The sequence below is a fragment of the Cytobacillus oceanisediminis genome (genome assembly GCF_003182355.1).
Classification (GTDB): domain Bacteria; phylum Bacillota; class Bacilli; order Bacillales; family Cytobacillaceae; genus Cytobacillus; species Cytobacillus oceanisediminis_A.
In genome coordinates, this window is sequence record NZ_QGTW01000022.1 from 36,696 (window position 1) to 55,230 (window position 18,535).

The 18,535-nt window shown below is 40.7% G+C and carries 21 protein-coding genes and 1 pseudogene; 16 read left to right on the forward strand and 6 right to left on the reverse strand.

What is annotated here, in order from left to right; translation table 11 throughout:
• The first annotated feature begins 12 nt into the window (after positions 1 to 12).
• The 3 genes from DFO73_RS26235 to DFO73_RS26245 all read left to right on the forward strand — a co-directional run bounded on the left by DFO73_RS26235 (position 13) and on the right by DFO73_RS26245 (position 3,531).
• Complete coding sequence (locus DFO73_RS26235) at positions 13 to 1,872, forward strand: monovalent cation:proton antiporter family protein (protein ID WP_110067610.1); 1,860 nt, start codon at positions 13 to 15, stop codon at positions 1,870 to 1,872.
• Positions 1,873 to 2,087: 215 nt separating this feature from the next.
• Entirely contained in the window at positions 2,088 to 2,858 is a 771-nt protein-coding gene (gene fabI, locus DFO73_RS26240; RefSeq protein ID WP_110067611.1) for an enoyl-ACP reductase FabI, read from the forward strand.
• A 115-nt stretch (positions 2,859 to 2,973) separates the two neighbouring features.
• Positions 2,974 to 3,531 carry a CotO family spore coat protein gene (locus DFO73_RS26245; protein WP_110067612.1) on the forward strand — a complete coding sequence of 186 codons (558 nt, stop codon included), beginning with the start codon at positions 2,974 to 2,976 and terminating at the stop codon, positions 3,529 to 3,531.
• A gap of 48 nt (positions 3,532 to 3,579) precedes the next feature.
• Here the strand turns inward: DFO73_RS26245 and DFO73_RS26250 are convergent, their stop codons facing one another.
• Positions 3,580 to 4,083 (reverse strand): CotY/CotZ family spore coat protein, encoded by a 504-nt coding sequence (locus tag DFO73_RS26250; RefSeq protein WP_110067613.1) that lies wholly within the window; start codon positions 4,081 to 4,083, stop codon positions 3,580 to 3,582.
• Positions 4,084 to 4,214: 131 nt separating this feature from the next.
• On the opposite strand from DFO73_RS26250, the gene DFO73_RS26255 reads away from it, so the two are divergent.
• The 9 genes and pseudogenes from DFO73_RS26255 to DFO73_RS26295 all read left to right on the forward strand — a co-directional run bounded on the left by DFO73_RS26255 (position 4,215) and on the right by DFO73_RS26295 (position 9,040).
• Complete coding sequence (locus DFO73_RS26255) at positions 4,215 to 4,568, forward strand: DUF1360 domain-containing protein (protein WP_110067614.1); 354 nt, start codon at positions 4,215 to 4,217, stop codon at positions 4,566 to 4,568.
• A gap of 349 nt (positions 4,569 to 4,917) precedes the next feature.
• The gene (locus DFO73_RS26260) at positions 4,918 to 5,391 is read left to right on the forward strand and encodes a sporulation protein (protein ID WP_110067615.1); all 474 of its coding nucleotides are present in this window, start codon (positions 4,918 to 4,920) and stop codon (positions 5,389 to 5,391) included.
• A 15-nt stretch (positions 5,392 to 5,406) separates the two neighbouring features.
• Positions 5,407 to 5,883 carry a stage V sporulation protein AC gene (gene spoVAC, locus DFO73_RS26265; RefSeq protein WP_110067616.1) on the forward strand — a complete coding sequence of 159 codons (477 nt, stop codon included), beginning with the start codon at positions 5,407 to 5,409 and terminating at the stop codon, positions 5,881 to 5,883.
• On the forward strand, positions 5,883 to 6,896 hold the full coding sequence (spoVAD, locus tag DFO73_RS26270) for a stage V sporulation protein AD (RefSeq protein WP_110067617.1): 1,014 nt from the start codon (positions 5,883 to 5,885) through the stop codon (positions 6,894 to 6,896). Before spoVAC ends, spoVAD begins: the two co-directional genes overlap by 1 nt.
• Before the next feature lie 13 nt (positions 6,897 to 6,909).
• A complete protein-coding gene (gene spoVAE, locus DFO73_RS26275; RefSeq protein WP_110067618.1) occupies positions 6,910 to 7,266 on the forward strand; it encodes a stage V sporulation protein AE in 357 nt (118 codons plus the stop codon).
• Between the two features lie 20 nt (positions 7,267 to 7,286).
• Complete coding sequence (locus DFO73_RS26280; RefSeq protein WP_110067619.1) at positions 7,287 to 7,484, forward strand: hypothetical protein; 198 nt, start codon at positions 7,287 to 7,289, stop codon at positions 7,482 to 7,484.
• Between the two features lie 11 nt (positions 7,485 to 7,495).
• Positions 7,496 to 8,362 (forward strand): DUF421 domain-containing protein, encoded by an 867-nt coding sequence (locus tag DFO73_RS26285; protein WP_110067620.1) that lies wholly within the window; start codon positions 7,496 to 7,498, stop codon positions 8,360 to 8,362.
• A gap of 142 nt (positions 8,363 to 8,504) precedes the next feature.
• Positions 8,505 to 8,576 (forward strand): annotated as a pseudogene (locus tag DFO73_RS29895) (YjcZ family sporulation protein); the annotation flags it as partial.
• Positions 8,577 to 8,785: 209 nt separating this feature from the next.
• The gene (locus DFO73_RS26295; protein ID WP_110067622.1) at positions 8,786 to 9,040 is read left to right on the forward strand and encodes a stage VI sporulation protein F; all 255 of its coding nucleotides are present in this window, start codon (positions 8,786 to 8,788) and stop codon (positions 9,038 to 9,040) included.
• Positions 9,041 to 9,096: 56 nt separating this feature from the next.
• Here the strand turns inward: DFO73_RS26295 and DFO73_RS26300 are convergent, their stop codons facing one another.
• The gene (locus DFO73_RS26300) at positions 9,097 to 11,403 is read right to left on the reverse strand and encodes a UvrD-helicase domain-containing protein (protein ID WP_110067623.1); all 2,307 of its coding nucleotides are present in this window, start codon (positions 11,401 to 11,403) and stop codon (positions 9,097 to 9,099) included.
• Positions 11,404 to 11,637: 234 nt separating this feature from the next.
• On the opposite strand from DFO73_RS26300, the gene DFO73_RS26305 reads away from it, so the two are divergent.
• On the forward strand, positions 11,638 to 11,922 hold the full coding sequence (locus DFO73_RS26305) for a hypothetical protein (protein ID WP_110067624.1): 285 nt from the start codon (positions 11,638 to 11,640) through the stop codon (positions 11,920 to 11,922).
• A 24-nt stretch (positions 11,923 to 11,946) separates the two neighbouring features.
• Here the strand turns inward: DFO73_RS26305 and DFO73_RS26310 are convergent, their stop codons facing one another.
• The 4 genes from DFO73_RS26310 to DFO73_RS26325 form a co-directional block, all read right to left on the reverse strand.
• Entirely contained in the window at positions 11,947 to 12,621 is a 675-nt protein-coding gene (locus tag DFO73_RS26310; protein ID WP_110067625.1) for a DUF421 domain-containing protein, read from the reverse strand.
• Positions 12,622 to 12,723: 102 nt separating this feature from the next.
• Positions 12,724 to 13,146 (reverse strand): GNAT family N-acetyltransferase, encoded by a 423-nt coding sequence (locus tag DFO73_RS26315; protein WP_110067626.1) that lies wholly within the window; start codon positions 13,144 to 13,146, stop codon positions 12,724 to 12,726.
• 6 nt (positions 13,147 to 13,152) lie between these two features.
• The gene (locus DFO73_RS26320) at positions 13,153 to 13,671 is read right to left on the reverse strand and encodes a YjcG family protein (protein WP_110067627.1); all 519 of its coding nucleotides are present in this window, start codon (positions 13,669 to 13,671) and stop codon (positions 13,153 to 13,155) included.
• Positions 13,672 to 13,866: 195 nt separating this feature from the next.
• The gene (locus DFO73_RS26325; RefSeq protein ID WP_110067628.1) at positions 13,867 to 14,589 is read right to left on the reverse strand and encodes an alpha/beta hydrolase; all 723 of its coding nucleotides are present in this window, start codon (positions 14,587 to 14,589) and stop codon (positions 13,867 to 13,869) included.
• A 312-nt stretch (positions 14,590 to 14,901) separates the two neighbouring features.
• Here DFO73_RS26325 and DFO73_RS26330 point away from each other — a divergent pair, with 312 nt between their 5' ends.
• The 3 genes from DFO73_RS26330 to DFO73_RS26340 all read left to right on the forward strand — a co-directional run bounded on the left by DFO73_RS26330 (position 14,902) and on the right by DFO73_RS26340 (position 18,530).
• A complete protein-coding gene (locus DFO73_RS26330) occupies positions 14,902 to 15,906 on the forward strand; it encodes a TAXI family TRAP transporter solute-binding subunit (protein WP_110067629.1) in 1,005 nt (334 codons plus the stop codon).
• Positions 15,907 to 16,051: 145 nt separating this feature from the next.
• Entirely contained in the window at positions 16,052 to 16,582 is a 531-nt protein-coding gene (locus DFO73_RS26335; protein WP_110067630.1) for a DUF1850 domain-containing protein, read from the forward strand.
• Entirely contained in the window at positions 16,572 to 18,530 is a 1,959-nt protein-coding gene (locus tag DFO73_RS26340) for a TRAP transporter permease (protein ID WP_110067631.1), read from the forward strand. Before DFO73_RS26335 ends, DFO73_RS26340 begins: the two co-directional genes overlap by 11 nt.
• Positions 18,531 to 18,535 lie beyond the last annotated feature (5 nt).

Genomic DNA, 18,535 nt, shown 5'->3' on the forward strand with positions numbered 1-18,535 from the left:
GGGGCTTTTCTTATGGAACATGGAGCATCGGTTACGTCACTCGTAATTGTTATTTTGGCTGCTTTTATAACGCCCATTCTGCTTCACCGATTGAAGATTAATTTTATACCTGTTGTGGTAGCAGAAATTCTTGTTGGGTTGGTTATCGGAAAAAGCGGATTCGATATTGTTCATGAAGATATGTGGCTTGAGACTCTTTCTACCCTCGGCTTTATATTTCTCATGTTTTTAAGCGGATTGGAAATTGATTTTACAGCCTTTTCATCCAATAAGAAACGAGAAAAATTGCCAAGCGGAAAGCTGGAGCCAAATTCATTTGCAGTTTCATCTGTTATTTTTGTTGGAATCTTTCTCGTGTCATTGGGTCTTTCCTATTTATTTGTGCTGGCAGGCTTCATTGATAACGCCTTTTTGATGACATTAATTATTTCTACTATTTCACTGGGAGTTGTAGTCCCTACTCTAAAGGAAGCCCATCTGATGAAAACCGGCATAGGCCAAATTATATTGTTAATTGCCGTTATTGCGGATTTGGTCACAATGATCTTGCTGGCTGTTTTTGTTTCATTAAATGACGGCGGAGAGGGAAATACTTGGCTCCTTCTAGTTCTATTTGCAGCGGGTGTATTATTGTATTTTCTTGGAAGGAAATTTAAAAACCTTAAATTCCTTGAAGCAATGTCTACGGGAACAGTCCAAATTGGAACTAGAGCTGTGTTTGCTCTCATTATTTTCCTTGTTGCGCTTTCAGAAACTGTTGGAGCAGAGAATATCTTAGGGGCATTCCTGGCTGGTGTGCTTGTATCACTGCTAGCGCCAAACCAGGAAATGATCCATAAGCTGGACTCGTTCGGCTATGGATTTCTCATTCCGATTTTCTTTGTAATGGTTGGAGTGGATCTTAATGTCTGGACTTTGTTCGGCGATCCAAAAATGCTTATGCTTATTCCTCTTCTTTTGATTGCATTGCTGCTTTCTAAGCTTTTGCCAGTGTATATTTTAAAAAGATGGTATGACATGAAGACGGTAATTGCTTCAGGTTTTCTGCTAACCTCCACACTTTCGCTTGTGATTGCTGCCGCAACAATAGGGGAACGGATGGGCGTAATCACGGCAGAAATGAGTGGGACGCTGATTCTGGTGGCTGTTATCACGAGCGTCTTTACGCCGGTTGTTTTTAAAAAGCTTTTCCCGCAAGAAGCTGCTGAGGAAAAGAAGCTCAAGGTTTCCTTCATTGGGGCTAACCAAATGACCATGCCGATCTATAGTGAGCTTAAATCCTCATTATATGAACCTGTTCTTTATCACAAGAAGCAGGAAAAGGCGGAAAAACAGATTGCAGACTCTCTATTCGATATTATTGAAATAGAAGATTTCGATATAGAAGCACTTGAAAAAACAGATGCTTTTGAGTCGGATATCGTTGTTATTTCGACAGGCGACGAAGAGACCAATGCGACATTATCCATTGCCTTTAAAGAAAAAGGCGTAGATCGAGTTATTTGCCGCATGGAAAGCCCTGATATGGAAGAAACACTTCGTGAGCATGATGTAGAGCTATTCTCTACGATACTTTCTGCCAAGGCGCTTCTTCGTGCCTTAATTGAATCACCAAGTGTAGTAAACATTTTAACGAACCAGGAGACTGCTTTATATGAAATCCGCCTATTAAACGAGCAGTTTGAGGGCATGATGCTAAGGCGGTTCCCGTTTACGGGCGATGTCATTTTCGTACGGATATTCAGGGGCAAAGATTCCATCGTACCTCATGGAGATACTGAACTTCATGTCAATGACCGATTAATTGTTACTGGCTCTAAAGAATATGTTGATGAATTGAAACGAGAGCTTGAATTTTGTGAATGGTGCTAAGATATAATCGTTTGCCTATACAGTCTATAGGCAGTTAAAAGCAATAGCATCTGAGCGATCACATAAGGTTATAGTTGAAAAAATCCTGCTTGCCGCAAGCGGGATTTTTTTTTGAGTTTCCAACATGGCGATAGGCTTTTCTTTTTTAAAAAATTCATGTACAATTAGCACTAGGTACTAATAACTTGTAATAAATATTTCAGGAGGCTTATTAAATGACTCTTTCTTTAAATGGAAAAACGTTCGTAGTAATGGGAGTTGCCAATAAAAGAAGTATTGCCTGGGGGATTGCCCAATCTCTTCACAATGCTGGTGCACAGCTGATCTTTACATATGCCGGAGAAAGGCTCGAAAAAAGTGTACGTGAACTGGCTGAATCGCTGGAAGGTGCCAATTCACTCGTGCTGCCTTGCGATGTTACAAGTGACGAAGATATTGCAAAATGCTTCAGCACCATTAAGGAAGAAGCCGGGGTAATCCATGGAATTGCACACTGCATCGCCTTTGCCCATAAAGAAGAACTCCAGGGTGAGTATATGAACACCACAAGGGACGGATTCCTTCTCGCACATAATATCAGTTCTTATTCCCTGACGGCAATTGCGAAGGAAGCTAGAGGGTTAATGACAGAAGGAGGAAGCATTGTCACCCTTACCTACCTGGGCGGTGAAAAGGTTGTGAAGAATTATAACGTTATGGGAGTGGCAAAAGCGTCTCTTGATGCAAGTGTCAAATACCTTGCTAATGATCTTGGAAAAGACGGTATTCGTGTAAACTCCATTTCAGCCGGACCAATCAGGACTCTTTCTGCTAAAGGGATCAGCGAATTTAATTCAATTCTAAAAGAAATTGAAGAACGTGCACCGCTTCGCAAAACTACTACACCTGAAGAGGTTGGAGATACTGCGCTATTCCTGTTCAGCAGCCTGTCACGCGGAATCACAGGAGAAAATATCCACGTAGATTCAGGTTATCATATTCTTTAAAAAAAAGCCTGCTCAAACTTGAGCAGGCCTTTTTTATTGTCCACGCAGAAACGAAAGCCCAGTTTCTGCATACATATAATAAGATGAAAGATTATGATTTCGGAGGTGTATGAATGTGACAGATAAAAAAGAAATGGAACCCTTGTTTTATATTCAGCAGCCAATTTTTAAATTTCCGGAAAACAAAATGCAAACTGTTTATTCCAGCAGAAAAGCAGAATTGGAACGTAAAAAGAGGCAATTGGAACCAGGGTCGGAGCTTCATGATCATCCCACTATAGAAAAACATAAAAAGAAGCTTGAAGAAGAGGCAGTTATGAAAGTCGCGGATCAGGAGAAAGTGCAGGAAGCCATAGAAGAATTTGAAGCGGGCCGGGAAGAAAAAAAAGAGGGGCCATCATTTGCTTTTACTACAGAAAAAAGGAAGCCATCTTTTCAACGTGTGAAGAGCTTTAAGGAAATGAATACTACCGAACGTTTAGATTACTTAATCGACTTTCCAAAACAGCTTCCTCCTATTCCTTGCATTTTTGAAACCGAAGAGAAAGCAATAAGAGGATTTTTGGCCTCTAAAGATGAAGAATGGATAGAAATCAAGCTTTTTAATGAAACAACAGAAAAAATCAGCATTCAATTATTAAAAGAAGTAAAAATGATTGGCTTAAGAAGATAATTTCCGCACAAAAAAGGCCAGCCGTATGCTGGGGCTGGCCTTTTAAAATTAGTCTTCGCAGACATCAAGGTCTACATCGGCAATACATTGAACTGCACAGAAGCAGTTTAGGTCAACTGTTACACAATCATCCGTCGCTAAGAAATAGTCAACTTCACAAACTTTCTTCAAGTCAATGCAGCAGTCCTCAGCAAGATTGACTACCTTGTCACGGCCTTCTTTCCTATTTACCGGAAGAAGGACGCGAAGCACTGCACAGCAGTTATCAAATACTTCTTCTACTCTGAAGAAGATGGATACACATGCGCAGTCATCTCCTTTAAAGAAAGCATGGAATGGTGTCCCATCAGCTGTCTTTAGTGTGAACACGCGAGTATCCGGACGCTTATGGCGACGTTTGCTTGAAGGTGATATAGCTCCCAGCGGCTCCAGGAAACAGTTTGAAGGGCATTCGCACACATCTTCTGCATTATCTTGAATATCTTTTATAGCACGAACTACTTCACATACGCAGCTTTTGCCTTTGAAGTCGTCTTTTTTTCCACAACCCATTTTTGGTTTCCTCCTTGTTTGTTTCTTGTGGTCTACACTAATAACATATTGCCGGGGTGCCCTATGGGTTACGGACAAACGCCTTGTTTTACTAAAAAATAGGCTATTATTTTATATTTGGAGGTAGAAAAGTGGATATAACACCTATGGAATTGATAATCCTCTCACTAGCAAGCTTTCGACTGACCAGGCTGATTGTGTTTGATAAAATTACTCAATTCATTCGGAAACCATTCCTGGAGGAAGTAGAGGAAAAAGGTGAAGATGGCGAAACTGAAATTTATTTAGTCATAAAAAAGGGCAGGATCCGCGGATTTTTCGGGGAGCTTTTGAGCTGTTATTGGTGTACCGGCGTGTGGAGTGCCATTTTTTTGTGTACCTTATATGTTTTTCTGAGGGAATGGGCTGTTCCAGTGTTGCTAGTGCTGGCTGTGGCGGGGCTAGCTGCAATTATTGAATCACTGCTCCAGAGGTTCGAGCGTTAAATGGAAAAGGTTATTTTACTGGATAACTGCATAGGCATTTGATTTACACAAGCATGGAGGCTCAGCATAAATTATTGAGAGGGAAATTATTCAAAAATGGAGGGCCTCACCATGATGAAGAATGAAAATGAGCAAGCTGGCACAAAATCTGGGCTGCTAAAAAAGAAAAAGAAAAAAGGCTGCGGATGCGGAAAAAAATCAAAGAAAAAATAAAAATAAGGCCGGCAGATTCCCGGCTTTATTTTTTTTTAAGCTCAGTTTGGAAATATTAGGATGACTGTTAGTTATCATAAAATTGTCCTTATTCGAGGACAATATAGCTAAAGAATCTACATAGGAAGGGAATTATATGAAAAAAAGACACTTATGGTTTTCGGCAGCCTTACTCATCGCAATAACTGGATGCAGCGGAGATGGTAAAGTGACAGAAAGCGATTTGGCGCTTGTCAAAACGACCAACCCTCCGCCTACTTTAATTGAAAAAAATACGAAAGAAAATCTGGACTTGATTGCAAGCATTGAGCATGATGTCGAATCCTTGGAAGAGCTGTATGATGTGGCTGTGGTGAAAGGGGATGGAGACACACTTGTCGCTTATAAGGTAAAACACCTGCAGCGATTCCATATGAAAAGGATTGAAAAGAAAATGACAAAAATGCTTGAGGAAAAATATCCGGAAGAGAACTTCACTGTTTCGAGTGACTATAAGATTTTCATTGAGGCAGTAGAGCTTCAGGAAAAAATGAAAGATCCGGACTTCTCGGATAAAAAAGCCAAAAAGAAACTTGATAAGATTATAAAATTACAAAAAGAGATGACATAGAAAGGGGCATGGGCAATGAGCAAAAAAAATTCGAATAAAACGCCGGAACAGCAGCAATATGAACAGCTTGAACAAAAGCATGAACTGCAGCGCCCCCTCCTTAAAAATTGTATCCGTGCTTTCTGGGTAGGTGGACTCATTTGTGCAGTCGGACAGGCTATTACGTATTTTTACATTTATTTTTTTAACTTTACAGAGCAAACAGCCGGAAACCCGACTGTAGCTACTATGATTTTCCTTTCCATGCTTCTTACTGGCTTTGGTTTCTATGACAGGCTGGGCCAATTTGGGGGTGCAGGAAGCGCTGTTCCAGTAACGGGGTTTGGGAATGCAGTTATTTCTGCAGCAATTGAGCACCGTACCGAAGGATTTGTGCTGGGTGTGGGCGGAAATATGTTCAAGCTTGCCGGCTCCGTAATACTTTTTGGTGTATTCTCAGCTTTTGTAGTGGCTCTGATTAAAACGCTTTTAGGGATATGGGGGGTTATTTAATGCTAAAAGGAAAACAATCCTGGATCTTTCAAAACCGCCCTGTAATTGCTGCTACTGGTGTTTCCGGTGGTCCATTTGAAGCAAATGGCAATCTAGCGGATGATTTTGACGTCCTGCACGACGACCTGTGGATGGGTGAGGACTCCTATGAGAAAGCTCATCGTGTACTTATGGAAGAAGCAGGGCAAACCGCATTGCAAAAAGCAAATATTCAAAAAGAAGATATACAGTTTTATATTGCAGGTGATTTAATTAATCAAATTACTCCTTCAAGCTTGAGTGCAAGAACGATACAGATTCCTTATTTCGGGATTTTTGGTGCTTGCTCTACTTCTATGGAAGGACTAGCCTTAGCATCCTTTATTGTTAACTATCAAGGGGCTGATTACATTTTAACAGGCGCATCAAGCCATAACGCAGCTGTTGAAAAACAATTCAGGTACCCGACTGAATATGGCGGGCAGAAGCCGCCAACAGCCCAATGGACTATAACGGGTGCAGGTGCAGCACTTGTTACTTCTAAAGTGGCTGGCCAGAACATGCCTGTCACAACTTCAGCCACAATTGGAAAAGTAATCGATATGGGTCTAACGGATCCTTTTAATATGGGAGGGGCAATGGCTCCGGCAGCTGCTGATACCATTACAGCCCATTTCAAGGATATGCAGCTTGATCCGTCTTATTATGATTTGATCGTAACTGGAGATTTAGGCAGAATTGGCCAGGAAACTACTTATGAATTGCTGTCAAATAATGGCCTGAACATTGAAAGAGAGAAATTCAAGGATTGCGGGCTAATGATTTATAAAGAAGATCAGCCTGTCCAGTCAGGGGGAAGCGGAGCAGGGTGCTCAGCTACTGTATTATATGGACATTTATTAAATCAAATGAAACAGGGAGCATATAAAAGAATACTTGTAGTCGCCACAGGAGCGCTATTATCTCCATTGACATTCCAGCAGAATGAAAGTATTCCTTGCATTGCCCATGCTGTTTCAATCGAAATGGACTAAAGGAGGGTTTTGTATGTTGCCAATGTTTTTCTGGGCTTTTGTTATAGGGGGCCTTATTTGCGTATTCGGCCAGATATTATTTGATGTATTTAAATTAACACCTGGCCATACCTTGAGCCTTTTAGTTGTATTGGGGGCAGTTCTCGATGGAGTTGGGCTTTATGAACCGCTAGCAGACTTTGCCGGGGCAGGCGCGACAATACCGATAACCAGTTTTGGCAATTCCCTGGTGCATGGCGCCATGCAGGAAGCTGACCAGCACGGGCTTGTCGGAGTTTTGACAGGAATGTTCGAGGTAACCAGCTCCGGTATATCCGCTGCCATCATATTTGGCTTTATCGGTGCACTTATTTTTAAACCAAAAGGCTAATGGCGAAGGACGTTGTAAATATGGAAGAAAGTAAACAAAGTCTTAAGGTGCTGCAAGTGATGATTGAGGAGATGGAATTGGCTCTAAGAGAAAAGGCTATGACCTCATCAGATGAACAGGCGCAGCGTATTTTTCATCAGGGAATCGTTTCAGCTTCAGATATAAATGGCTTTTTATCAAAGCGCATAAAGGAACTTAATCGTTCCTTTCTTTTATAGGAGGAGCTGTAATGACAGAAATACTTGCAACAGTTGTGCGGTCTGTATTCATCATCCTGGGGCTCTTTATAATCACTAAATTATTAGGAAAGAAACAGCTATCCAAACTATCTTTTTTTGAATATATTGTCGGCATTACAGTAGGCGATATCGCAGGAACACTTTCCATGGACCCTGAACTTAGCTTGAGAGATGGGATAACTGCCTTTTTAATCTGGGCATTTGTACCATTATTTATCAGCGTCATATCATTAAAAAGCAAGCCCTTTAGAGATTTTGTAGAAGGGAAGCCGACTACTTTTATTGAAAAAGGCAAAATCCTGGAAGATAATTTGAGAAAAGAAAAGTTTAGTGCAGATGAATTGCTGGAACAGTTAAGAAAAAAAGATGTTTTTCGGGTTGCTGATGTGGAATTTGCCTCCCTGGATTCCAATGGAGAATTAAATATAATACCAAAAAAAGCAAAACAGCCGCTGACTGCAGGAGACTTATTTGATAACTTGCCAGAGTCGGGCGTACCGCATACTGTAATTATGGATGGAACCATCTATAACGAGGCTCTTAAAAATGCGGGAGTTAGCAGGGAATGGCTGAGCATTGAGTTGGCAAAGAGACAGGTAGAGGCAGAACATGTCTTTTTTGCTCAAATTGATGAGCAAGGTCAGCTTAAAATTGACCTTTATAATGACTCATTAAAGATGCCTGAAATAAAGCAGGACGAGCACCTTTTAATCCTAATGAAGAAAATTCATGCTGAGCTTGAATGGAACTCATTGATTGCAAAAGAACCTGTCCTAAAAACGGCTTATAAGGAATACTCCAGGCGCATAGACGAATTATTAAAAAAGACCAAGCCTTATTTCAGTCTGGAGGAATAAAAGCAAGACTTGCTTAGGGGCTTGCCTATACACCAACTGGTTGTTTTACATATGTTGTATTGAGTAAAAACAAAGTGAGGTGATAGGAATGGGCTTCGGTTATTGCGGCTACGGCTATGGCGGCGGCTATGGAGGATACGGTGGAAACAGTTTTGTTTTAATCGTCGTGTTATTCATCTTGTTAATTATTGTTGGCGCGAGCTTCTGCCACTAATAATTCTTCGTGAGAGCGGCTGACCCAATGCCATAGTTATGGTTTTGGGTCGGCTTTTCTGATTATTTAGGAAGCTATAAAAAACTGAAGTAAAGGCAGTCTGCATGTAGCTCCAATGTGATGATCAAAGAGCTAGTACTTATAAATCACCTTTTCTGCCCTCCTTCATACTATATAAAGTAGTTAAAGAAGGAGCGTGAGAAAGCAGCATGGATAATAATTTCTTTAAAAACCTTGAAAAGAAAACAGGCGTAAATATGAAGGAAGTACTTGAGCTGGCAGGTTCTTTGCAGAATGCAAATTTTAAAGATGAAAAAACAGTAAGAGGCGTTATTAAGAGGGTTTCCAAAATTGCGAATAAGCCTGTATCAAAAGAGATGGAAGATAAAATTGTGAAATCGATCGTTGCTGATGGAAAGCAGCTGGACTTTAATACCATTTCGCAGATGATGAACAAAAAATAAAAAATAAAAAAGGACCTGGCAATTGTCGGCCAGGTCCGTCTGCTTTTCTCGAAACTTTAGCGCCTGCTGCTTCTTGTGATGGGAGCAAGGAACCTTGAAGGATAGGCTTTTCGTCCTCGCCTTCTTTCCGGTACTGAAATAAATAAATCTCTTTTCGCCCGTGTAACAGCTACATACATCAGTCTGCGCTCTTCCTCCAATGAGGCGGAATCTCCTGATCGGTAAGCTTCTAAAGCATGATCATGGGGAAGGCTTCCTTCAACTGCCCCGACAACATACACCACATTATACTCAAGGCCTTTCGCACGGTGGATCGTACTTAATGTAATGGCGTTGTTATAACTCTTGCTTAGTTGCTTGATTTCTTTGTTCATGGCTTTCATATGCTCTGCATGTTCCAAAAACTCGGCAAGGGAGTTGAAATTACGGGCTGCAACCTTTAAATCCTTCAGATCATCAGATCCCTTTTCCATTTTATTTCCTTCATTTCCCCTTTTTTTTATAAAATCCTGAAATCCGAGTTCCTTTTCAACCGTTTCAATTGCTGTTAAGGGAGTAAGGCCTGAAAGTGATCTCGTCACGGGGATTACTTTTTTTAATTTGCTTTCCTGAAAAGCAAAGCCTGTTTTTATATGGCTGAGGCACTCGAGCAGTGAACAATCCTTTAAAATGCTCTCCGCTTTAATATCCTGCAAAGCCGTCTGTTTAACAAAGAGAGAAGGCAATATATCTTTAATCGCATTTTGGTCGTCTTCATTTATAGAAAGCTTCAAGAACGAAAGCATGCTTCTCACAATAAAACGATCATAAAATGATTCGGCATCCTGATCTAGTTTAAAAGGGAGGCTTGAATTTGCCAGTCTCTCGAAGACAGCTCTGCTGCCGGCATGTGTCCGGAATAATAAGGCAAAATCCCGTGGCTCATAGCCTTTTTCTATTTTATCCTGAATGTCTGTTAGAATCATGGTTGCTTCCTCTTCTTCATCATACGGAAAAAATAAGAATGGCTGCTGATCACTTGAATATTGGGCATTCATGCTTTTTGCCCGCCTTTGTTTATTAAGGGATATTATTTGGTTGGCTGCTGAGACAATCTCATGTGCCGATCGATAATTTTGATTTAATGTAATCACCTTGGCTTCGGGAAAGTCTTTTTCGAAATCGAGAAGATACTGAGGGTCACTGCCCCTGAATGCGTAAATGGACTGATCATCATCACCGACTGCACAGACATTTTTTGTCTGTGCAGAAAGCATTTTCATTAGTTCGTATTGAACTTTATTAATATCCTGAAACTCATCAATCAGGAAATATTGAAACCGGTTTTGATATTGTCCGAGAATAGCGGGATTATCATGAAAAAGGGCATAACAGCCTGTTAGCATGTCATCAAAATCAAATAATCCTTTTCGCTCCTTCGCCTGCTCATACCTTTTATAAAGAATGGCCGTCTGCTCCTCCCAGTCATTTCCAGGGTGGACTTTCTCTGGCATGATAAGTGAGTTTTTCCAATAACTGATTTGCTGTAGAGCCAGGTCAAAGGCAAATTCTTTTTCGTCCAGTTTTAAATCTTTGCAAGCTTCCTTAATGATCTGCTCACGCTGCCATTCTCTGTTCAGAAGCCTGCCTGAAGACCATTTCTCAGCGGAATGGAAGGAGAGGATCCGATAAAACAGACTATGGAAGGTACCCGAAACTAACTGCCTTACTTTTCTGGATTCCATTCCGGGATAATCAAGCAGCCGCTCTTTCATTTCAGCAGCAGCCTTTGCCGTAAATGTGACGAGCATAATAGACTTAGGGTCTATTTTTCTTTCTCGCAGCATAAAAGCGGTCCTCGTAGTTAAAACTCTGGTTTTTCCGCTTCCTGCTCCCGCAAGGACAAGCAATGGCCCCTCGATATGTGATACAGCTGCTGCCTGCCGCTCATCCAAAAAAACCCCTGATTGGGAAAGCGCCTGCAAGTACTCATCAGGAAAGCTATAATTCTGAGTGTTTTCTTTAGTATAAGGAGGGATGTTTTTAACAGGCTGAGCTTTTTTAAAGATTGATTCGGCATCTTTAACTGCAGTAGAAGTAATAGCCCGTGATACCGGAATCTGGAAACCATTTCTTTCTATAAATTCTTTTGATTCAGTTTGTACTTTCTCAGATTCCTGTTCCACATCCTGGCACATATTGCTATTGGGCTGAATATGATAAAAATGAGGTTCCTTGCTGATGCCTAAATATAATCGGACTGAAGCCCCGCAATCAGGACAAAGCAATTTACCTTTTTTGCCCTCTTGATATATCTGTTGAAAGCTTTCTCTATTTAACTGTTCAAGATTTAATACCTTATTATGTAAAAGAGCCGTTTTCATAAAAAATACCCCATTTAAAGCAATCATTCAGAGATTGGAAATTGCACGCAAATACCAAATGAATGCTGAATTGCCTTCGTCCACGTAATACTAACAAGGCAAAGTTTATCATATCAAAACACAACAGAATTCTAAAGTCCCTTTATGTTTAATTTTCTTTGAAAACGGGTACATAAAAATGAATTACATAACGTATTTCTTTGATAAGAGTATGAATGGAGAGGGGGATCAACCGTGGGCTATATCCTGCCTTTGACACATTATCAATATAATCAGTACGCAGAAAGAGAAATAGGAAACAAGTATGATCCGTTTCGTTTTGTACCAGTTACCCGCATAGCTGCACAATCAAATTCAAAAGACTTCCGTCAAGAACTTCCTCTTGATATCCAAAAAAAATTAATCAAAACAAATCCAAATCAGCGTTCTGAATACCCAAACCGTAAGAATAGAAAAACAGCAGAGCAAACATATGGCGAGCTGACTGGAAAAGGCCGCCATTTCAGTGAATGTATATAAGTAAAGCAAAAAAGAAGGAGAGGCTTAGTAAGTTTGCACGTGCAAAGCCTCTCCTTCCTTCCATTCTGCATATAATACATCCTTCACCGAGCGAGCGCCGCTCGTTTTTATTTCACTCATCAGCTTGCTTTCGTCCCAACCAACACTTTTAAGATTATCCCAAACAACTTCTCCATCCAAAATGACTGTAACAGGCAAACCAACAGTATTAAATGGTAAGTTCATATCCTGTACAGTAGGTGAAGCATACATAGGCTTTTTCAAGGCACTAATTGTACCGTCCGTCTCCAGTATGGCATATTCGCATTCCCGGATGGAAAACACGTCCCTTGAACGGAGAAGATGCTGCAGCTGATTTATATCCAAATGGTTCTTCCTGAGTTCTTCATAAACAATTTTCCCCTTTTTTATAACGATGGAGGGCTCTCCCTCTAGAAGTTTTCTAGCACGTTTGAACTTTTGAGTAATAATTTCAGTTGCAAAAATTAAAACCCCCCAAACAGCTACAGCAAAGAAAATCTCCAGTATGCCGATTTTCTCATCATATAGTGCATTTCCCACAAGCTCTCCCAATACGATTGCAGAGATAAAATCAAAAGGAGTAATTTGTGTGATTTGCGTTTTTCCCAATAGTTTTGCCATTGCAAATAAAAAAATATAGCCAATGACCAGCACGCTGACGATATGTAAATACTCCATCCAAACCACTCCTTTAAAGCTGCATCTTGAATAGTGTTTGCAGAAAGCTAAAAAATATTGCACAACAAAAAACTCCTGCCATTCCAGGCAGGAGTTAGTCCATCATATTGTTTTTTTCATCGTTCGATGCGGGATCCCGGCATCCATAAATTCATCCGAGACTACTTCATAGCCCAATTTTTCATAAAAAGGAATGGCCTGTGTTTGGGCGTTTAACTTTAGGGCAGGCAATCCCTGTTCTTTAGCGTATTCTTCAATTTTATCCATGATCGCTTTTCCAGATCCGCTTTTGCGGTTCTCTTGCAGCACGCAAATTCTTTCCACTTTTCCAACGCCATCCATAGTACGGAATCGGCCTGCACCTGCGGGCTTCCCATCATCATATAATACAAAATGGGCAGCTTCATCCTCGTACTGGTCAATTTCCTCTTCTTCAGGGACATGTTGCTCGTGGATAAATACCAGTTTGCGTACAGAAAATGCATCCTGTAATTCTTGTTCGGTTGAGACGATTTTTACTTCCACTTCTTCTTATTCCTTTCCTAGTCGAAATGTTTCATATACAGTCCAAGAGCCATTTTCCAGCTGATAGAGTAGGTGAAAACGATCTACCACTTCTTCGTGATTAACCGGCTGCATTCTTAAGGATCCATAAACATCAGAATGCTCATCATTGGAAAGTTTTTGCCCAATTGTAATATGAGGGACAAAATTATATTCAGGAGCCTCTCCAGTGATATGAACATTCAATTCGCGGTGCAGCTCTTCGAGCTGGGAGGTAGGCTCTACTTTAAAATAAATGACATTGTTAACCGGCTGAAAAGAGCTGATTTTCGATGCATTTATTCGAAAAGGCTGGTGTTTCTTGGCGATCCCGTGCAAAGTTTCGGTAAGCTCTTTAATTTCCTCTTCCGATGCTTCGAAGCCGGATCTTAAAGTGACATGTGGAGGAATTAATGCATAATGCGGATCATACCGCTTTCGATAAGAATTGGCAAGATCTTGCAATTTTTTTGAAGGGAAAATTACGATACCGTATTTCGTGCTCATACAACAACCTCCATGTTTATTTTTAGTTTAATAACTGGCAGGCTTAAATGGTTAAAAACCTTGTGGTTGAACTATTATAGCAAATTTTCTAAATTCATTATATAATTATACCTTTTTTTAAAAGAAAAAACAGTGCCCACCCATGTATTCTTTTCGTGTATGTCCAAGAATAGTCCTTTTCGCTTATAAGAAAAGTCAAAACATTAATTTAAGTGCTCTTTTTAAATCTGGCTGCCAGTAGGTCCAGGTATGGTCTCCATCAAATTCATCATAAAAGTATGGAAACCGTTTTTCTTTAAATAGCTTTGAAAGTTCCCGATTTGGAGTAAGGAAGTCTTTCTCCGAGCCTCCGGTTGTTTTTACAGCTGTTTCACCTTTTCCAATGACATGGTAGATATTAAGAAGATGTGGCTGATTGAATTCTTCAACAGCCTCCATAACTGATTGGTTTACAAAAGGGGACTGAAGAATTAAACGTCCAAATGTATTTGGGTAATGGACTGCCGCCATTAAAGATACAGTAGCAGCAAGGGAGTCCCCGATCAGAGCCCGTCCCATTCCCATTTGATATGTAGGAAATTCACGATCAAGGAATGGAACCAATTCGTGTGCTAGAAAGCGGATATAAGCATTATTTTGTTCCCCGTCAGGATGATATTTTTTCCATCTATCTTTGACATCTTTATAAGGAACACCGACAATAATCAGGTTTTCAATTTCTTTTTCGCTTAAAAGCTCGTCTGCGATACGGCCAACCCTTCCAAGCTGAAAATAGTCTTTCCCATCCTGGGCAATAGCAACTGTATATTTATATAGAGGTGAATAGGAAGCCGGCAAATAAATGAGCAGGCTAATCTCTTCCCCCAGCTCTTTGCTGTCTATCTTAATATCTTTGATTGATCCTCTTGGAAAATCCATGTTATCTATTCCTCCGTTTGCATGTATGTAAGGCTTTTCATGAAGATTTTATCATATTTATATAGGAATTGCTTTTTACAAGTATTCGGCCGGCAGAAGCCATTCTGTAATAATATGGTTGAAACGGCTGAAAATGATCCAGCTTTAACCTAAAATATAAGCTGTTTAATGCATAAAATATGTATACCTTTCTGAGGATAATGGAAGACATATACTGATTTATAAATAGAAGAGGTATCATTTGACAATCTGGATATCCTTTATGATAGTATATAATACGAGAAACTGTAATTTTATAAAGGGGGAACTATAATGAAAAAGAAAAGTTTTCTTCTCGCAACCGTTTTGCTGTTAGCGCTTTCGATGGTCCTTGCTGCTTGCGGCGGCGGAACTGATGAAGGCAATGGCGGCGGTGGCGAAGGCGAAGGTGATGGCGCTGAAAAGCCGAAGTTTATGAGCATCGTAACTGGTGGAACGGGCGGTACATACTATCCGCTAGGCGGATCGTTCGCTGAGATTATTTCTGATGCTACTGGCATTGATACAAATGCTGAAGTATCAGGTGCATCTGCAGAGAACATGAACACACTGAAAGATGGCAACGCTGAAATAGCTTTCTCTCAAACAGATATTGCTTCTTACGCTAAAGAAGGAAAATTAATGTTTGAAGGAGCAGCTGTTGATAATGTAAGTGCAATCGGAACACTATATCCTGAAACCATTCAGATTGTAACAACTGCAAAGTCAGGCATTAAGACTGTTGAAGATTTAAAAGGCAAAAAGGTTTCCATTGGGGCTCCTGGTTCAGGAACTGCTGCGAATGCCGAGCAAATTCTTGAAGTCCATGGAATCACGTTAGATGATATCAAAAAACAGGATCTCTCTTTCGATGAATCTACTGCAGGCATCCAGGATGGGACAATTGACGCTGCTTTCGTTACGGCAGGAACTCCAACTGGTGCTGTAGAAGGCCTTTCTGCAACCGAGGATGTTGTCATTGTTCCTATCGAACAAGGAAAAATTGACGAATTGATCGAAAAGTATCCATACTACGTTCAGGATGAAGTGCCAGCTGGAACTTATAAGCTTGCCGAAGCTGCTCCTACAGTAGCTGTACAGGCAATGCTTGTTGTTTCAAACGACCTTTCTGAAGATGTAGTGTACGATGTAACAAAGGCTATTTTCGAGAATCTTGATAAAGTTACACACGCAAAAGGCAAAATGATCAAAGCAGAAAATGCTGTAAAAGGTACCGGTATTGATTTACATCCAGGTGCTAAGAAATACTTTGACGAACAGGGCTTAAAAGCCGAGTAATCTGCAAAAATAAAATTAAACGCTTAAAAACTTGGCCGGCTGTAAAACCTAAATAAGGTTCTTACGCCGGTCAATTAACTTTTAGAGTGATTTCCAATGGAACTGTAAAGGCTGGCTATTATAACTATTTTAGGTGGGGTTTTATATGAAATATAAGAAGCCAGGGAAGGCAAAACGGATCCTGGCATTCCTCAGCCTCACATCCATCGCAATTATGCTTTTCATTCCTATAAAGCAGGCAATTGTTTTCGAATATCAGAACAAAGGAGAAGTGCTTGCTTATCTCCCAATTAAAGAGGACGGATCTTTTAAAATTAAGTACACTCATTCCATTCACCTTTCAGATGTTGTAGAAAGCTACAACTTAACTGAAAAAGGAAATATTAAGCTATACGAGCTTATGTATGAGGATTTTGCGATTGGAATGCCGGAAAATGCTTCAAATGGAGAAATATTTGAACAGAAGGACGGCAAATATTATATTAAGAATATGAATCGGATTTTTCCTTCATTTGATCTCCGGCTAGGAGAGGTTAGAGCTAACCACACAGTAATAAGTGAAGGGGAAGAGTATCCGCTATCAGATTATATAGAACCGGGAACCTGGATTCGTATAAAGGCTAAAAAATTAAACTTAGTTGAGACTTTGAAAGGAGTGAATATCCTTGGACAATAGAGGGGAAACGTTATCTCTTGAGGAACAGCAGAAACTGCTGGAGAAGTACGATCCTGAGGCCGGTACGAGGAAACTTGGAGGCATTTTGGGGTGGATTGTCTTTATTGGGCTTCTATCATTTTCACTGTTCCATCTCTATACTGGAGTATTTGGGATGCTTACAGCCCAGCTGCAGCGATCAATCCATTTAGGGTTTGCATTGGCCCTAATCTTTCTCTTATTCCCTGCAAGGAAAAAAGACAGGGGACGTAAACATAAGGTTGCATGGTATGATGTAATATTAGCGATTCTCGGTATTGTTGTAGGAGCATATTGGCCGCTGTTTATTGATGAAATTGTTATGAGAGCCGGGCGCCTGACAGAGATTGATTTCTATGTTGGCTTGCTCGCAGTACTTTTGGTGCTTGAAGCAACAAGGCGGGCAGTTGGATTGCCGATTACCATTATTGCTATTATATTTCTTGCCTATGCAATGTATGGACCTTATATGCCAGCATTCCTGGCACACCGTGGCCTGGATTTAGAAAGACTTGTACAAACAATGTTCTTTACAACAGAAGGGATTCTTGGTACTCCGTTAGGCGTATCAGCTACTTTTATCTTCCTATTCCTGTTATTTGGTTCTTTCCTTGTGAAAACCGGTGTAGGACAATACTTTAATGATTTGGCTGTTTCTCTGGCGGGAAAGAGAACAGGCGGCCCTGCAAAGGTTGCCATTTTCTCCAGTGCGCTTCAGGGAACAATCAGTGGGAGCTCTGTGGCAAACGTAGTTACTTCCGGTTCTTTTACGATCCCAATGATGAAAAAGCTTGGCTATAAAAAAGAATTTGCGGGGGCAGTTGAAGCAACTGCATCAACCGGTGGACAGATAATGCCACCAATCATGGGTGCTGCCGCATTCCTTATGGTCGAGTTTATTGGCAGCGGAATTACGTACTGGGATATTGCCAAAGCAGCGGCTATTCCTGCACTGCTTTACTTTGCAGGTGTTTGGATTATGACCCACTTTGAAGCAAAAAGAGTAGGTCTAAGAGGATTAAATGACGACGAAATGCCAAACCGTAAAGAAGTATTTAAGAAGATATATTTGCTTTTGCCTATTTTGGCAGTTATCGTATTGCTTATGAGCGGAATGAGTGTTATCCGTGCGGCTCTTTGGTCTATCGTCATTACCATTGCCGTTAGTATGATAAGGAAAGATACCCGAATTAACTTCCGGGATGCAATTGATGCTTTAGTTGATGGTGCACGTACAGCATTGGGAGTTGCAGCTGCTACAGCTGCAGCTGGTATAATTGTTGGTGTAGTTGTTAAGACGGGTCTTGGTTTAAAGATGGCAAATGGCCTCTTAGACCTTTCTGGCGGATTGTTAATTCCAACCCTGATGCTGACAATGGTTGCAGCCATCATCCTTGGAATGGGGTCGCCAACAACTGCAAACTATGTTATTACATCTACAATTGCTGCTCCGGCCATTATACTGCTCGGTGTACCTGATTTATCTGCCCACTTATTTGTATTTTACTTCGGTATTGTGGCTGATATTACCCCTCCAGTAGCGCTTGCTGCATTTGCTGCTGCTGGGGTTTCGGGCGGAGATCCGATTAAAACTGGCGTAAATGCCTCAAAGCTTGCAATCGGGGCATTCATCATTCCGTATATGTTTGTTCTATCTCCAGAGCTTTTGATGATTGATACAACCTGGTATTACTTAATTTGGGTAGTATTCACTGCTTTGGCCGGTATGATGGCAATTGGTGCTGGGGTTATTGGCTATTGGCTGCGCAAATTAAATCCACTTGAAAGGCTGCTGGGAATTGCAGGCGGCTTGATGCTTATCTATCCTGAAGGAATGACAGATATAATCGGACTTGGAATCTTTATCTTGCTGATTGTATTGCAAGTTTTCTTTAAACGAGAGGATAAAGCTAAGCCTCAAACGGCTTAAGTTAA

Excerpts from the sequence above, each read along its gene's own strand:
- spoVAC (WP_110067616.1), top strand. The coding sequence starts at position 5,407 with ATGAGCAAAAAAAATTCGAATAAAACGCCGGAACAGCAGCAATATGAA.
- DFO73_RS26295 (WP_110067622.1), top strand. The coding sequence starts at position 8,786 with ATGGATAATAATTTCTTTAAAAACCTTGAAAAGAAAACAGGCGTAAAT.
- DFO73_RS26330 (WP_110067629.1), top strand. The coding sequence starts at position 14,902 with ATGAAAAAGAAAAGTTTTCTTCTCGCAACCGTTTTGCTGTTAGCGCTT.
- DFO73_RS26235 (WP_110067610.1), top strand. The coding sequence starts at position 13 with ATGGAACATGGAGCATCGGTTACGTCACTCGTAATTGTTATTTTGGCT.
- DFO73_RS26285 (WP_110067620.1), top strand. The coding sequence starts at position 7,496 with ATGACAGAAATACTTGCAACAGTTGTGCGGTCTGTATTCATCATCCTG.
- DFO73_RS26320 (WP_110067627.1), bottom strand. The coding sequence starts at position 13,671 with ATGAGCACGAAATACGGTATCGTAATTTTCCCTTCAAAAAAATTGCAA.
- DFO73_RS26335 (WP_110067630.1), top strand. The coding sequence starts at position 16,052 with ATGAAATATAAGAAGCCAGGGAAGGCAAAACGGATCCTGGCATTCCTC.
- DFO73_RS26325 (WP_110067628.1), bottom strand. The coding sequence starts at position 14,589 with ATGGATTTTCCAAGAGGATCAATCAAAGATATTAAGATAGACAGCAAA.
- spoVAE (WP_110067618.1), top strand. The coding sequence starts at position 6,910 with ATGTTGCCAATGTTTTTCTGGGCTTTTGTTATAGGGGGCCTTATTTGC.
- DFO73_RS26250 (WP_110067613.1), bottom strand. The coding sequence starts at position 4,083 with ATGGGTTGTGGAAAAAAAGACGACTTCAAAGGCAAAAGCTGCGTATGT.
- DFO73_RS26260 (WP_110067615.1), top strand. The coding sequence starts at position 4,918 with ATGAAAAAAAGACACTTATGGTTTTCGGCAGCCTTACTCATCGCAATA.
- spoVAD (WP_110067617.1), top strand. The coding sequence starts at position 5,883 with ATGCTAAAAGGAAAACAATCCTGGATCTTTCAAAACCGCCCTGTAATT.
- DFO73_RS26280 (WP_110067619.1), top strand. The coding sequence starts at position 7,287 with ATGGAAGAAAGTAAACAAAGTCTTAAGGTGCTGCAAGTGATGATTGAG.
- DFO73_RS26300 (WP_110067623.1), bottom strand. The coding sequence starts at position 11,403 with ATGAAAACGGCTCTTTTACATAATAAGGTATTAAATCTTGAACAGTTA.
- fabI (WP_110067611.1), top strand. The coding sequence starts at position 2,088 with ATGACTCTTTCTTTAAATGGAAAAACGTTCGTAGTAATGGGAGTTGCC.
- DFO73_RS26310 (WP_110067625.1), bottom strand. The coding sequence starts at position 12,621 with ATGGAGTATTTACATATCGTCAGCGTGCTGGTCATTGGCTATATTTTT.